A 13,183-nucleotide genomic window follows, 5' to 3' on the forward strand; every position below is an offset into this window, starting at 1 on the left:
TAGCAAAAAATTAACCCAAAATTTGTTGAGCTAAAATCTAAAATACAGCCGTAAATTGTAGCATAAATTCTCTTATTTTTGTCTCTTGTAAGTGTGGTTAATCTTGTTAATTTTCTACAATTTATGGATTCTTTTTTTATCCATTTTAATTGTCGATTATTTATGTAAATTCAGGCTCTCGCTTGATCCTAATTTAAATTTTAGAATACATACTTTAGATCTATTGCAGCGAATAAGAAGCTCACTTTAAATCGACTTAGACATGATTAAAAATTTATCAATCATATTGAAAATTAAATATGCTAAGAAAAATTAAAAATCATTTGAAAAATAAGCAATTATAAAACTAAAAACGCCCCTAGAAACTAGGAGCGTTTTTTAAATATGCAGTAATGAATTAGATTTTAGAAACCAATTCAGGTACTACCGTATTTAAATCGCCAACTAACCAGTAATCAGCTACTGCATTGATTGGTGCTTCTTCATCTTTGTTGATCGCCACGATCACTTTAGAATCTTTCATACCCGCCAAATGCTGAATTGCGCCAGAAATACCAACTGCGATATATAGATCTGGTGCAACAATCTTGCCTGTTTGACCGACTTGCATATCGTTTGGTACGAAACCAGCATCCACCGCAGCACGTGAAGCACCTTGAGCAGCACCCAGCTTGTCAGCCAATGGATCAAGTACAGTGTGATAGTTTTCACCTGAACCTACACCACGACCACCAGAAACTACAATACGTGCAGCAGTTAATTCTGGACGTTCAGATTTCACGATTTCTTCAGAAATAAACTTAGAAATGCCTGCATCTTGAACATCGCTTACTGCTTCAACAGCCGCAGAACCACCAGTCGTAGCAACAGGATCAAATGCAGTACCACGAACAGTTGCAACCACGATAGATTCAGATGATTCTACAGTTGCAATTGCGTTACCCGCATAGATTGGGCGTTTAAAGGTTTTAGGGCTTTCAATCGCGATGATGTCAGAAATCATGCTGACGTCTAACAGTGCAGCAGCACGTGGAAGTACGTTTTTACCATTTGACGTAGATGCAGCAAGGATATGGCTATAGCCTTTACCCAAGTCAGCCACTAAAGCCGCCACATTTTCAGCCAATTGTTGTGCATAAACAGCGTTGTCAGCAAGTAATACTTTGCTTACACCCGCAACTTGAGCTGCTTGGTCGGCAACTGCTTGTGCGCCAGAACCTGCAACCAATACAGTGATATCACCACCGATTTTTTGAGCTGCAGCAACAACGTTTAAAGTTGCACCATTTAGTGCTTTATTGTCGTGCTCAGCGATAACTAAAATACTCATGATTTTATCCTTCTGTATTAGATCACTTTCGCTTCGTTTTTAAGTTTTTCAACAAGCTCATCTACAGATTTTACTTGCACGCCAGCTTTACGTTCTGCTGGTGGTTCAACTTTAACGGTTTTAAGTTGAGTTGTACCTGTAACGCCATAATCCGCAGGAGACTTGGTATCAAGCGGCTTTTTACGCGCTTTCATAATATTTGGCAGAGCAGCATAACGCGGCTCATTCAAACGTAAGTCAGTGGTAATAATAGCAGGGAGGTTTAGTTCAACAGTTTGTAAACCGCCGTCGACTTCACGCGTAACTTGAACTTTGTCGCCAGCCACATTTACAACAGACGCAAATGTACCTTGACCAGCACCCAGTAAAGCACCGAGCATTTGACCGACTTGATTCGAGTCATCATCAATCGCTTGCTTACCCAAAAGAATCAGTTCTGGTTTTTCTTGTTCTACAATGCCTTTTAAGATTTTAGCCACTTCAAGTGCACCAATCTCATCAGCAGTTTCTACCAAGATACCACGATCTGCTCCAAGCGCCATTGCAGAACGAATTTGTTCTTGCGCTTCTTTAGGACCGATAGAAACCACAATGATTTCTGAAACTGTTCCTTTTTCTTTTAAACGAACCGCTTCTTCCACTGCGATTTCACAGAATGGATTGATCGACATTTTAACGTTAGTGAGGTCAACCCCAGTGTTATCCGGTTTTACGCGAACTTTAACGTTGGCATCAACCACACGTTTTACAGCAACAAGAGCCTTCATGTAATCCTCGGCTGTTTTAACAAAAGTAAATGTTGAGAAAAGTGAGTGTAACTCTTCACTTAAAATTTTTAGGTGCCCTATCTTGCAATGCGTTTGGCATTTCGGTCAAGTCACAATTATCGAAACAAGCTTAAAATAGATAAAAATTCTTGACCTTAGCGTTCATATTTTTTTGTAATTTTTTTATTAAGATGAATTTACTCATTATTTTTTCATTTTTAAATATTGATTTTTATTATATTTTTATCTGATTAACTTCATCAAATGTTCTGATAAAATCTTTAATTTCAATCCTTCTAGTACGTCAAATTTTTACCTTTCTTGCACAATAGTACTTATTTTAGCCTGTCATTTAAGATAGATTGATGAATTTTTTTTTAGATATTTGCTCTAAAATTATGCTTTTTTTACCATTTAAGGTGTAACAAATTAAGTTTACTCCATAAATTTGCTTGATAAAAAAGCATGCTTTTACACATGCTCTCTATTTATTGATTAATTCATGCCTAACCAAGCGGCCGCCAATATTAATAATCCACCTGAACCGCCATCAATCCATTTTTGTTTACGTTGATTCATTTCAGTTTTTTGGGTAATTTTGGCCAAAATTAAACTTAAGCTGCAATACACTACAAAAATTAAACCAATAAAAATGAATGAGAGAATTAGACCTTGAGTTACGGTATCACCTGTCTTGTCTATGAATTGCGGTAAGATTGCAAAATAAATCAATATTCCTTTCGGATTCAATAACGCTGTAAAAAAACCTTTTTGAATCGGTTGTGCAGTATTTGCTTTTATAAGAGTAAGTTTCTTCTGATTGAAAACTGACTTGATTAATCCAAACGCCAAAAATAAAAGATAACCAATCCCTAACCAGCGGATTGTTTCAAACAATACTGGAAATGAAACGATAATCGCAGCAATACCGAGTGCCACAAATATAGAATGGACTAAATACCCCAGACAAATGCCCACTGTCGCTTTCATGCCAGCTTTTGCATCTTGACTTGCCACCTGTGACAAAATAAAAAGCATGTCTGGTCCAGGTGTAAAAATCAGCGGAATAACTGTTAAAGCAAAGAGTACAAATACTGACATTTCCTTTCCCCTTTCTCGTGTTTGAAAGTGAAAATTAGTATTCAATAATCAGTACAAAATAGGATGCTAAATATTCTATAATTAAAGTTATTTTTAGCATTAAATTCTAATTTATGAAATTATCTTCTCATTCTATTTCAATAAAATTGGATCGTACCGATAAAAATATTATTCGGGCTTTACAACAAAATGGTCGTATGCAAAATAATGATCTTGCCCGCGAAATAGGACTTTCACCCTCTTCATGTTTACGTCGGGTCAAATTATTAGAAGAATCAGGTGTCATTCAAAACTACACCACGGTGATAGACCCACAGAAAATTGGCTTACCGCTTATTTTGTTTTCACGTATTTGGCTGGTTGGCCAAGATGCTGAAACGATAGATGGCTTTATTGAAGCCATGAAAGAGCTGCCTCATGTGATGGAGTGCTACATTATTTTGGGCGAATGCGATGCAATGCTTAAAGTCGTGGTTCCTGACTTAGACAGTTATCGTAAGTTTCAATCTACTCATTTAACCAAGAAAAATGGCATTACCAGTGTCAAAACGGATTTGCCAAGCCAGATTATTAAACAAAGTTTTCAACTGCCATTAGATAATCTTTAACGCTTCACAAATTAAACCTGAATTTTGGTATGCCTTTAATGGTCAAAATCAGTGACTCAACATTTTAAGCTAAACGTATAATTGATTTAAAAAGTCACGGTGGATATGACTCAGATCAATCAGTTCATAGGCTTGAAGATTAAATATTTCCCAAATTTTTAAGATATCTTCTTTTAAATCAATATGCATAGCTTTCACTTGACGTTCCTGCCATTGCAGGTCAGAAATCCAAATATACACTTGTTGAGTATCTAAATTAATCGCCTGAACCTTACCTTCTGCATTGACGCCTTGTACCTGAGTATTTTCAGGTAATGACGGCTCTATATTGGGTAAACTAATTTCTACAAAATGCTTAACCTGACGTAAGCCATAACCGGCAAAAATATCTTTTTGAGCCGCAGTGAGTTGTGCATATTTCTGTTCAATATTGGTCATTTTTTCTATCCTCTTGCTGTGCATTTTTCATTTTTTCTGCAGACTATCTTATTTTTATTCCACAAAAATGAAATACGACCTTTTTATTCGGCATTCATTCATACAATAAATTAAGTTGTCCGTCTATGGATGAATAGGCTTACAAAGAATAAGCAAGTCTTATTCCAGATTGATGAATTTTGAATTTATATTTTTAAATTAGTATATTAATCCAGTAATCTGTTTATCTATTACAAACATTCATTCTTAATCAAGTCAGGACTTGTGTGCTCGCGGATGTGCCTGATCATAGACTTTAGCCAAATGATCAAAATCAACATGCGTATAAATTTGCGTGGTGGTTAAATTTGTATGCCCCAACATTTCCTGTACAGCTCTTAAATCACCACTGTTTGACAACATATGACTCGCAAAACAATGCCTTAATAAATGTGGATGTAAGTCAATATTAACCCCAGCACGTTGTGCCTGAAATTTGACGCGATTTTCAATTTGGCGTGCACCCAATGGATTACCTTTTTGGGTGATGAATACATTGGCTTCTGGTACAAAATCACCATTCCATAAGGGATATATTTTTAACCACTGCATAACCGCGTCTTTGGCTTTTGATCCAAAAGGAACCACTCGGGTTTTATTTCCTTTACCTGTAATGCGCAATAATTGTCGATTAAAATCAATATCTCGAATGCATAAACCTTGTATTTCTGCCAAACGTAAACCACTCGAGTAGAGCAACTCTAAAATTGCCTTATCGCGCAACCACATTTGTTGTTGAACTTCACTTTCAGGTTTAGCTTGATCTAAAATTTGATTAATTGTTTCAATATCAACCATACCGGGTAAGGGTCTAGGAAAGCGTTTGAGCTGAAAGTCATCGGCAGGATTAAAAGCCAAATATTGTCCTTGTTCGGCCCATTTCATAAACTGACGAATAGAGGATAAAAGGCGTTGTAAACTGCTAGAACTAAGTTGATAGCGTTCAACTTTTTGTGCTAAAAATTCACGTAAATCGGTGGATTCAATATTATTTAAACTGAGTTTTTTAATTTCACAAAAGTTCAAAAAATCGGAAACATCACGCTGATACGCTTGCAAAGTATGTTTTGACTGATTTTGAATTTCTCTTGCTTTCAGCCACATAGAGAGCAATTGTATTGATGTATAATTCATTTTAAATTTCCATCCCTATGTGTGGATTATTCAATAAATAATCCTGTATCAAAAGCGCCACCTCATCGGCATGAGCTTCTGCCAGCATATGATCACCGCCTTGAATAATGTTCAAATGTGCATCTTTAAACTGATTTTGTAAATGTTTACCTACTGCCACTGGACTAATAGGATCACAATCTCCCCAAATGAGTAAAATATTCAGCTGAATTTCAGATAATAAGGTTTCATAGTTCACATTTGCCCGCATAAACCAATCAGGATAATCTTCATACTGCTGCTGATAGTCTTGACGCCAATCTCGTGCATGAAAGGGTTCTAGATTAATTCCACCTGATGTTGCAATCAGTACTAATCCTTTAATTAGATCGGGTTTTTGTAATGTTGCAGCGACTGCAAAAATCCCTCCCATGGACTGGGCAATCAATATTGAAGGTTCTTCGATTTGAGTTAAAACATACTCTGTGAGGGTTTCATAACTTTGAATTTCTGGTTGTACAGGAGTATCACCAAATCCTGGATAAGCAATGATTTTATGGGAATAAGATGTCTTTAAACACTGAATAAGTGGATACCAAAATGACGTGTTACCGGATGCTCCTGGCAGGAACAGCAATTGTGGGGATTTTTGTGTCATTTTTCATATCTCTATTTTGATGCGTTTCAGACCAACCACCTCATTCTGAAAACGCATATAAAAAAAACCCTGATGATTCAGGGTTTTTAAAATATTATGTTTGATAAAAACTGAGATCGATTCGACCTTCATAGACATTTGTAGTTGGGCCGGTCATCCAGACCACTTCACCTTCACGCCACTCAATTTGAAGCTTACCGCCTGCCAATTCAATTTCCACTGCATTGGCCAGTAAACCACGGCGCATACCAGAAATTGCCGCTGCACATGCACCAGTACCACACGCTAAGGTTTCGCCCACTCCCCGTTCAAACACTCGTAAGCGTGCATGTGTTTCATCCATAATTTGCATAAAACCTGCATTAACGCGTTGTGGAAAACGCTCATGCGACTCAATCTGCGGCCCCATTCCTGCCACATCAGCCGTCAACACATCAGGAACTATCGTTACTGCATGCGGATTGCCCATATTGACGACATCAATGGTTAGACTTTCATCATTGGTTAAAAGCAAGCTATATAAGTTTTCAGCTTCATCTGCAAGGAATGGAATTTGCTTAGGCAAAAATTTGGGATAACCCATATTGACGCGTACCCAACCATTTTGTCCAAGTTCTGGTTCAACTATTCCTGCTTTGGTTTGTACTTTAATTTTAGTTTTTGTTGTTAATTTACGTTCATGTACAAAACGAGCAAAACAACGCACACCATTACCACACTGTTCAACTTCAGAACCATCAGCATTAAAAATACGATATTTAAAATCAACATTAGGTAAATCAGGTGGCTCAACCACAAGGAGTTGGTCAAAACCAATTCCAAAATGACGATCTGCTAAACGCTGAATAGTTATACTATCCAAATACGCGCGCTGGCTAATCAGATCCACCACCATAAAGTCATTGCCTAGGCCATGCATTTTGGTAAATTCTAAAAACATCTCGAATTACTCCTTAAGGCAATAAGCGCTCTTTATCCCATAATGATTCTACGGTTTCACGTTCACGAATTAAATGCGCTTGATCAGCATCGACCATCACTTCAGCCGCACGACCACGACTATTGTAATTTGAACTCATTACAAAACCATAGGCGCCTGCCCCCATCACCGCAAGAACATCATTTTCTTGAATCGCTAGCTGACGTTCTTTGCCTAGAAAATCACCCGTTTCACAAATCGCCCCGACGACATCCCACTCTTTTTCTTCAACATCAGTGCGGGGTGTAACAGCTTGAATGTCCATCCATGCTTCGTACAAAGCTGGACGAATCAAGTCATTCATAGCTGCATCAATGATCGCAAAGTTACGATGATTGGTGGGCTTAAGTATATCGACTTGTGTGAGTAATACGCCCGCATTGGCAGAAATACTCCGTCCTGGCTCCATGTAGACTTTTAAGCCTAATTTTTCTAAAGCAGGTTTCAATGCATTGGCATATTCAGCAACAGTCGGTGGAATCTCATCTTTATAAGTCACCCCTAAACCACCACCAATATCGATGTGTTTTAAGTGAATACCCAACTCTTTGAGTTGATCAATCATGATGATCACGCGATCAAGGGCATCGACAAAAGGTTGAGTTTCAGTGAGTTGTGAACCAATATGACAATCAATACCCACCACGTCTAAATTTACTAATGATGCTGCATATTGATAAGTTTCAAACACAGTATCGGATGGAATACCAAATTTATTTTCTTTTAATCCAGTTGAAATATATGGATGTGTTTTCGCATCAACATCTGGGTTGACCCGTAATGAAACTGGGGCTTTTTTACCCAGTTCAGCCGCAACTTTTTGAATGCGATCTAGCTCTGCATACGATTCAACATTAAAACAAGCAATGCCCACTTCCAGCGCTTTTTTAATATCTGCTTCTGATTTACCCAAACCCGAAAACACAATTTTAGAGGCTGTTCCACCCGCTTTGAGCACACGAGCCAATTCACCGCCTGTCACAATATCAAAACCTGCGCCTAGCTTCGCCAATACATTCAATACCGCAATATTCGAGTTCGACTTTACCGCAAAGCAAATTTGATGATCGATAAAGTCAAATGCACGATCCATATCAAGATAATGCTTTTCAAAAGTTGCTTTTGAATAAACATAAAGTGGCGTGCCAAATTGCTGCGCAAGTTGTTGCAAAGAACATTGCTCTGCGTGCAAAACCCCATCAATGCGGGTAAAACTCATGAATCTATCCTTTCTATGAAAGTGTTAAGCGGTTAAAAAGTTCGATAATTTGAAGATTAATTCGATTCAGTATCTGGTACGGTAACTTCTTTCTGTTCGGAAACTTTCTCTTGCTCTGATGCTAATTTCTGCTCAGATTTCTGTTTTGAATCGACATTGGGATATAACAAATATTGAGCACGTTTGTCATAATTTGGGTCATTCGGTAAATGTAAAGTTCCAGATTGACCACAACCAACAACACTAAAACCTGTTACCAACAAACTGATGTAGCAAATGACAAGACGCATCTGACCACCTATCCTATATTTTCAAAGAAGTATAACTCGATCACAGCCGTGACCAAAGGATTAAACGCTAGAGATTATCGTGAGTAAAAAAAAAACGCCAGTTTTGAACTGACGTTTTCACACCAAAAACTTTATTTATTTTTTGGTTTGTAGAAACCAAAGTAACCAATGATTAAAATAACAAACCAGATTGGACTTACCATGAGCGCTTTCATGGTATCTGCTTCAAGTGACAACACATAAATCATCCCAATAAAAAAGATGATGACGACCCAGCAAGTAAACAAACCACCTGGTAGTTTAAAGGTTGATTTTGCATGTAATTCTGGACGAGTTTTATAATAAACAATATAGCTCCAGATAATCATCAACCACACACAAATGAACAAAATAGTCGATAATGTTGTCGCTAGGGTAAAAGCTTCAATCGTATTCGGCACGAAGTACTGAAGTGCGGCGCCCAACAACAAACACACTGCTGAAAAATACAAAGCATTCGCAGGAACAGCACGTTTATTTAAATGCCCAAACGCTTTTGGTCCTTGCTCTTCACGCGACAAACCAAACAACATACGACTGGTCGAAAATACACCACTGTTCATAGAAGACATGACAGAAGACAATACCACCAAGTTCATAATAATGGCTGCTGCCGCAATTCCGGCTTGACTAAATAAGTTCACAAATGGACTAATTGATGGATCAATTTGATTCCATGGCGTCACCGACATTACAATCACTAAAGCCAACACATAAAAAATGATAATTCGGATTGGAATTGAGTTGACCGCTTTAGGTAAGTTCTTTTCAGGATCTTTGGTTTCAGCTGCGGTTGTACCGACCAGCTCCACCCCAACGAAGGCAAAAATAGCAATCTGGAAACCTGCTAAGAAACCTGTCGCACCTGTTGGGAATACACCACCATGCGCCCACAAATGCGTGAATGATGCCACCTCACCTGCTGTAGAGGTGAATCCAGTAAAAATCATCCACAAACCTACACCAATCAGAACCACAATCGCAATAATCTTGATTAAAGCAAACCAAAATTCGAGCTCGCCAAACAATCTGACGGTCACCAAGTTCAGTCCCATAATAAAGAAAATGGCCGCGACGCTAATCATCACCCCTTCGGTCGGGCTAAAGGGCAGTCCTCCATTAAAGAATTGTAGATAATAAATAATGGCGGATAAATCAGCAATACCAATGGTAATCCAGCATAACCAATAGGTCCAACCCACAAAGTAGCCTGCCCAAGGCCCAATCAAATCAGTACTAAAATCAATAAAAGATTTATACTCTAGGTTAGATAATAATAATTCACCAAGCGCACGCATGACGAAAAAAACCATAAAACCAATAATCATATAAATAATGAGAATTGAAGGCCCTGCTAGACTGATGGTTTTACCCGAGCCCATAAACAGACCTGTACCAATTGCCCCGCCAATCGCAATAAGTTGCAAATGTCGATTCGATAAACTTCGCTGAAGCTCACCGTTCCCAGCAGATGAAGGATAGTGTTCATTTGACATTTTTATTTTCGTCTCTCAAATTTTGTAGGGTAAAAGTAGCTCAATTTTAAATAGAGGAATAAAGTTTTTTGAGCATTTGCCTCATTTTGTATCAATCAAATGCGATATCTGCTGTTTTTTCACCCAGTTCCACTCCATGTTATTTTCCTGTTTTTCATTTCCTTTGATAAAGCAGTTTCTATGCCAATATAAAGTTTGACCCAATAAACGGCAAAAAATTGTATTTACATACAGCTATTGCTACATTCTTCATCAATCTTCTTAATATATAGATACTCTTTCCATGAGCAAAGTTAAAACTGTTTACCGTTGCGAACAATGTGGTACGGATCATCCTAAATGGGCAGGTCAATGTATAGATTGTGGAGAATGGAATAGTTTAACTGAAGTCCGTATTGAACCAACCGTGACCCATCGCGCTCAACCGAAAATAGGCGGTGGATATGCAGGTCAAGCGGCAAAGATTACCACTTTAAATAAAGTTTCTGTTTCACATGAAACGCGTTTAATGACCGGTATTGGAGAATTCGACCGCGTCTTAGGGGGCGGGCTGGTCACAGGGTCTGTTGTTCTTATTGGGGGTGACCCTGGCATTGGTAAATCCACAATCCTTCTACAAACCGCAACGCACATGGCATCAGCACAAAGTGCCGCACTTTATGTCACAGGCGAAGAATCACTTTCTCAAGTGGCTTTACGCGCGCACCGTCTTGATCTACCGACTGATCATCTTAAAGTTATGGCCGAAACCTGTGTGGAACGTATTTGTGAAGTTTTAGCACAAGAGCGTCCTGCAGTAGCGATTCTAGATTCGATTCAAACGCTATATACCGAAACATTACAATCTGCACCAGGCGGTGTATCTCAAATTCGAGAATCTGCCGCACTCCTGACTCGTTTTGCTAAAAATAGTGGTACAGCACTTTTCCTTGTGGGACATGTAACCAAAGAAGGTGCTTTAGCCGGTCCGCGGGTTTTAGAACACATGGTGGATTGTGTTCTATATTTTGAGGGTCAATCCGACTCACGTTACCGTATGATTCGTGCGGTCAAAAACCGTTTTGGTGCAGTCAATGAACTTGGTGTATTTGGTATGACTGATAAAGGTTTACGTGAAGTCTCCAATCCATCCGCTATTTTCTTAAGCCGTTATGATGAAGCTATTCCTGGTTCCATTGTCATGATTAGCCGTGAAGGTACGCGTCCTTTATTGGTCGAGGTTCAAGCCTTGGTGGATGATGCACATGGACAACCACGCCGTGTAGCACTGGGTTTAGAACAAAATCGTTTGAACATGTTGCTTGCTGTAATGCATCGTCATGGTGGAGTACAGACTTCAGGACAAGATGTATATGTCAATGTGGTCGGTGGTTTAAAAATCACTGAAACAGGGTCAGACCTTGCAGTTTTACTGGCTTGTGCCTCTAGCTTACGTGGCAAAGCATTGCCTCAACAATTGGCTGTATTTGGAGAAGTGGGTTTATCAGGAGAAATTCGTCCTGTACCTAATGGTCAGGAGCGTTTAAAAGAAGCCATTAAACATGGATTTAAATATATTATTTTACCAAGAGGCAATGCTCCACAAAAACCGATTCCCAATGTTCAGATTATTTCTGTGGCACGGCTGCATGAAGCACTCAGTGAAGCCATGAATTTAAGTGAAGAATTGTCTTAAGCTTAAGCATATAAACAGTGATATAAAAAAAACATCAATTTGATATTGAAATTCGATGTAAATGACTGCATAAATGTAAGGCTATTATTTACTTTTTTATTTAGGATAAAATCAATGGAAGTTCGACAGCGTAGTTTGATGACGGGTATTTTAATGGCTGCTTTAATGGTTGCGCCATTAGCAGAAGCAAAACGTGCAGGTGGTGGTAAAAGCCATGGCATGAGCCGTTCTGCCGCACCAAGCCAATCTTACCAACAACCGCGTCAAGCTGCTCCTGCTCAACAACCGACTACAGCACCTGCACAACAAAGATCAGGTCCGGGTGTAGGTGGTATGGTTGCTGCTGGTGTTGCTGGTGCTGCGATTGGTGCAGTTGCAGCAAATGCGATGGCAGATGATAATCCTGCTGCAAGCGGTGCTGATGCTACAACCCAACAGCAAGAAGAAAAAGGTGGACTTCCAAGTTGGATTTGGATTCTTTTAGCTGCTGCAGTTGCTTTCTTCTTATTCCGTAAATTCGGAGCAAAAAAAAAACTAACCGCTAACAACCCGTATGCACCGAACAATGCTGGAAACACAGCACCGTTCGGTCAGCAAAACGCAGCACCACGTACTTCAAATGACAATAGCAATATTTTTGGTCAATCAGTAGGTGGTTCTGCCGCTGCTTCAACTCAAGCCCCTTTTGGTGCAGCTTCAACCAGCAATGGTAATCAATTACCTGATGGTACTGAACCTGCCGCATTCTTGCGTGTTGCTCGTCAGCGTTTTAATCATATTCAATCGATGAATACGGCAAGCAACATCACTGAGATTCAACGTTATTTAACACCTAATCTTTATCAGTCAATGCATAACGACATTATGACTAACCAAGATCAAGATGTAGCTGAATTTTCTAACCTAAATGCAATGGTGACAGATTCTGCCACTGAAAATGGTCAATACGTAGTCAGTGTACGTTTCACTGGTACTGTAAGCGAAGATTTAAACAGCTTACCGCAACCTTTTGCAGAAGTTTGGCACTTCACCAAACCTGCAGGTTCTAACCAAGATTGGTTGGTTGCAGGTATCCAACAAGAAGCTTAAAATCATTTAAAGTTAAAAAAGCAGCGACTTTGTTCGCTGCTTTTTTATTACTTCATTGTTCCTCATCATCTTTGCTTTTATTCATGCACTTCTAAAAATTAAATATCCAAACATTCCTTATTGTTCTATTTAAATGTATTTCTAATTCAATCCATCTCATGTTTATTGCTTTGATAATAAGTTACTTAGCTAGATGATTTAATTTTTTAAATAGCGTAATAGCTACTATTAAAACTTATTAACTCCATAAAAATGCTTTGTTCAAAAACTCTTATCCTCAAATGAAATAAATTAAAAACATGTTTGTCTTTTAAAAAGATTATTTTTAACTAAATATTTAAA

Annotated in this window: 13 protein-coding genes; 3 read left to right on the top strand and 10 right to left on the bottom strand. The window is 38.5% G+C overall.

Going from position 1 to position 13,183, the window contains the following annotated elements:
- Positions 1 to 397 precede the first annotated feature (397 nt).
- From GA0116959_RS07465 to GA0116959_RS07475, 3 genes are all read right to left on the bottom strand, one after another.
- Positions 398 to 1,330 carry an FAD-binding protein gene (locus GA0116959_RS07465; RefSeq protein WP_053578355.1) on the bottom strand — a complete coding sequence of 311 codons (933 nt, stop codon included), beginning with the start codon at positions 1,328 to 1,330 and terminating at the stop codon, positions 398 to 400.
- Between the two features lie 17 nt (positions 1,331 to 1,347).
- Positions 1,348 to 2,097 carry an electron transfer flavoprotein subunit beta/FixA family protein gene (locus GA0116959_RS07470; protein ID WP_053578356.1) on the bottom strand — a complete coding sequence of 250 codons (750 nt, stop codon included), beginning with the start codon at positions 2,095 to 2,097 and terminating at the stop codon, positions 1,348 to 1,350.
- A gap of 495 nt (positions 2,098 to 2,592) precedes the next feature.
- Complete coding sequence (locus tag GA0116959_RS07475) at positions 2,593 to 3,198, bottom strand: LysE family translocator (protein ID WP_092719911.1); 606 nt, start codon at positions 3,196 to 3,198, stop codon at positions 2,593 to 2,595.
- A 113-nt stretch (positions 3,199 to 3,311) separates the two neighbouring features.
- Between GA0116959_RS07475 and GA0116959_RS07480 the strand changes: the two genes are divergently transcribed.
- Complete coding sequence (locus GA0116959_RS07480; protein WP_092719913.1) at positions 3,312 to 3,806, top strand: Lrp/AsnC family transcriptional regulator; 495 nt, start codon at positions 3,312 to 3,314, stop codon at positions 3,804 to 3,806.
- A gap of 69 nt (positions 3,807 to 3,875) precedes the next feature.
- Here GA0116959_RS07480 and GA0116959_RS07485 read toward each other — a convergent pair whose 3' ends face one another.
- The 7 genes from GA0116959_RS07485 to GA0116959_RS07515 form a co-directional block, all read right to left on the bottom strand.
- Positions 3,876 to 4,244, bottom strand: a complete 369-nt coding sequence (locus tag GA0116959_RS07485) for a hypothetical protein (RefSeq protein ID WP_409140022.1) — start codon at positions 4,242 to 4,244, stop codon at positions 3,876 to 3,878.
- 255 nt (positions 4,245 to 4,499) lie between these two features.
- Entirely contained in the window at positions 4,500 to 5,417 is a 918-nt protein-coding gene (locus tag GA0116959_RS07490) for a tyrosine recombinase XerC (protein ID WP_092719915.1), read from the bottom strand.
- 1 nt (position 5,418) lies between these two features.
- Positions 5,419 to 6,054 carry an alpha/beta fold hydrolase gene (locus GA0116959_RS07495; protein ID WP_092719916.1) on the bottom strand — a complete coding sequence of 212 codons (636 nt, stop codon included), beginning with the start codon at positions 6,052 to 6,054 and terminating at the stop codon, positions 5,419 to 5,421.
- Positions 6,055 to 6,148: 94 nt separating this feature from the next.
- On the bottom strand, positions 6,149 to 6,994 hold the full coding sequence (gene dapF / locus GA0116959_RS07500) for a diaminopimelate epimerase (RefSeq protein WP_092719918.1): 846 nt from the start codon (positions 6,992 to 6,994) through the stop codon (positions 6,149 to 6,151).
- Between the two features lie 13 nt (positions 6,995 to 7,007).
- Positions 7,008 to 8,252, bottom strand: coding sequence for a diaminopimelate decarboxylase (gene lysA / locus GA0116959_RS07505; RefSeq protein WP_092719920.1), 1,245 nt, complete (start codon positions 8,250 to 8,252; stop codon positions 7,008 to 7,010).
- 56 nt (positions 8,253 to 8,308) lie between these two features.
- A complete protein-coding gene (locus tag GA0116959_RS07510) occupies positions 8,309 to 8,542 on the bottom strand; it encodes a lipoprotein (protein WP_092719921.1) in 234 nt (77 codons plus the stop codon).
- 131 nt (positions 8,543 to 8,673) lie between these two features.
- Positions 8,674 to 10,077, bottom strand: a complete 1,404-nt coding sequence (locus tag GA0116959_RS07515; RefSeq protein ID WP_092719923.1) for an amino acid permease — start codon at positions 10,075 to 10,077, stop codon at positions 8,674 to 8,676.
- 283 nt (positions 10,078 to 10,360) lie between these two features.
- Here GA0116959_RS07515 and radA point away from each other — a divergent pair, with 283 nt between their 5' ends.
- A complete protein-coding gene (gene radA / locus GA0116959_RS07520) occupies positions 10,361 to 11,752 on the top strand; it encodes a DNA repair protein RadA (protein ID WP_053578366.1) in 1,392 nt (463 codons plus the stop codon).
- Positions 11,753 to 11,866: 114 nt separating this feature from the next.
- A complete protein-coding gene (locus GA0116959_RS07525; RefSeq protein ID WP_092719925.1) occupies positions 11,867 to 12,841 on the top strand; it encodes a Tim44 domain-containing protein in 975 nt (324 codons plus the stop codon).
- Positions 12,842 to 13,183: the final 342 nt, after the last annotated feature.

Origin of the sequence: Acinetobacter albensis, assembly GCF_900095025.1 — a bacterium.
Taxonomy (GTDB): domain Bacteria; phylum Pseudomonadota; class Gammaproteobacteria; order Pseudomonadales; family Moraxellaceae; genus Acinetobacter; species Acinetobacter albensis.

Coding starts and splice junctions, on each gene's coding strand:
- GA0116959_RS07465 (WP_053578355.1), bottom strand. CDS start 1,330: ATGAGTATTTTAGTTATCGCTGAGCACGACAATAAAGCACTAAATGGT.
- GA0116959_RS07470 (WP_053578356.1), bottom strand. CDS start 2,097: ATGAAGGCTCTTGTTGCTGTAAAACGTGTGGTTGATGCCAACGTTAAA.
- GA0116959_RS07475 (WP_092719911.1), bottom strand. CDS start 3,198: ATGTCAGTATTTGTACTCTTTGCTTTAACAGTTATTCCGCTGATTTTT.
- GA0116959_RS07480 (WP_092719913.1), top strand. CDS start 3,312: ATGAAATTATCTTCTCATTCTATTTCAATAAAATTGGATCGTACCGAT.
- GA0116959_RS07485 (WP_409140022.1), bottom strand. CDS start 4,244: ATGACCAATATTGAACAGAAATATGCACAACTCACTGCGGCTCAAAAA.
- GA0116959_RS07490 (WP_092719915.1), bottom strand. CDS start 5,417: ATGAATTATACATCAATACAATTGCTCTCTATGTGGCTGAAAGCAAGA.
- GA0116959_RS07495 (WP_092719916.1), bottom strand. CDS start 6,054: ATGACACAAAAATCCCCACAATTGCTGTTCCTGCCAGGAGCATCCGGT.
- dapF (WP_092719918.1), bottom strand. CDS start 6,994: ATGTTTTTAGAATTTACCAAAATGCATGGCCTAGGCAATGACTTTATG.
- lysA (WP_092719920.1), bottom strand. CDS start 8,252: ATGAGTTTTACCCGCATTGATGGGGTTTTGCACGCAGAGCAATGTTCT.
- GA0116959_RS07510 (WP_092719921.1), bottom strand. CDS start 8,542: ATGCGTCTTGTCATTTGCTACATCAGTTTGTTGGTAACAGGTTTTAGT.
- GA0116959_RS07515 (WP_092719923.1), bottom strand. CDS start 10,077: ATGTCAAATGAACACTATCCTTCATCTGCTGGGAACGGTGAGCTTCAG.
- radA (WP_053578366.1), top strand. CDS start 10,361: ATGAGCAAAGTTAAAACTGTTTACCGTTGCGAACAATGTGGTACGGAT.
- GA0116959_RS07525 (WP_092719925.1), top strand. CDS start 11,867: ATGGAAGTTCGACAGCGTAGTTTGATGACGGGTATTTTAATGGCTGCT.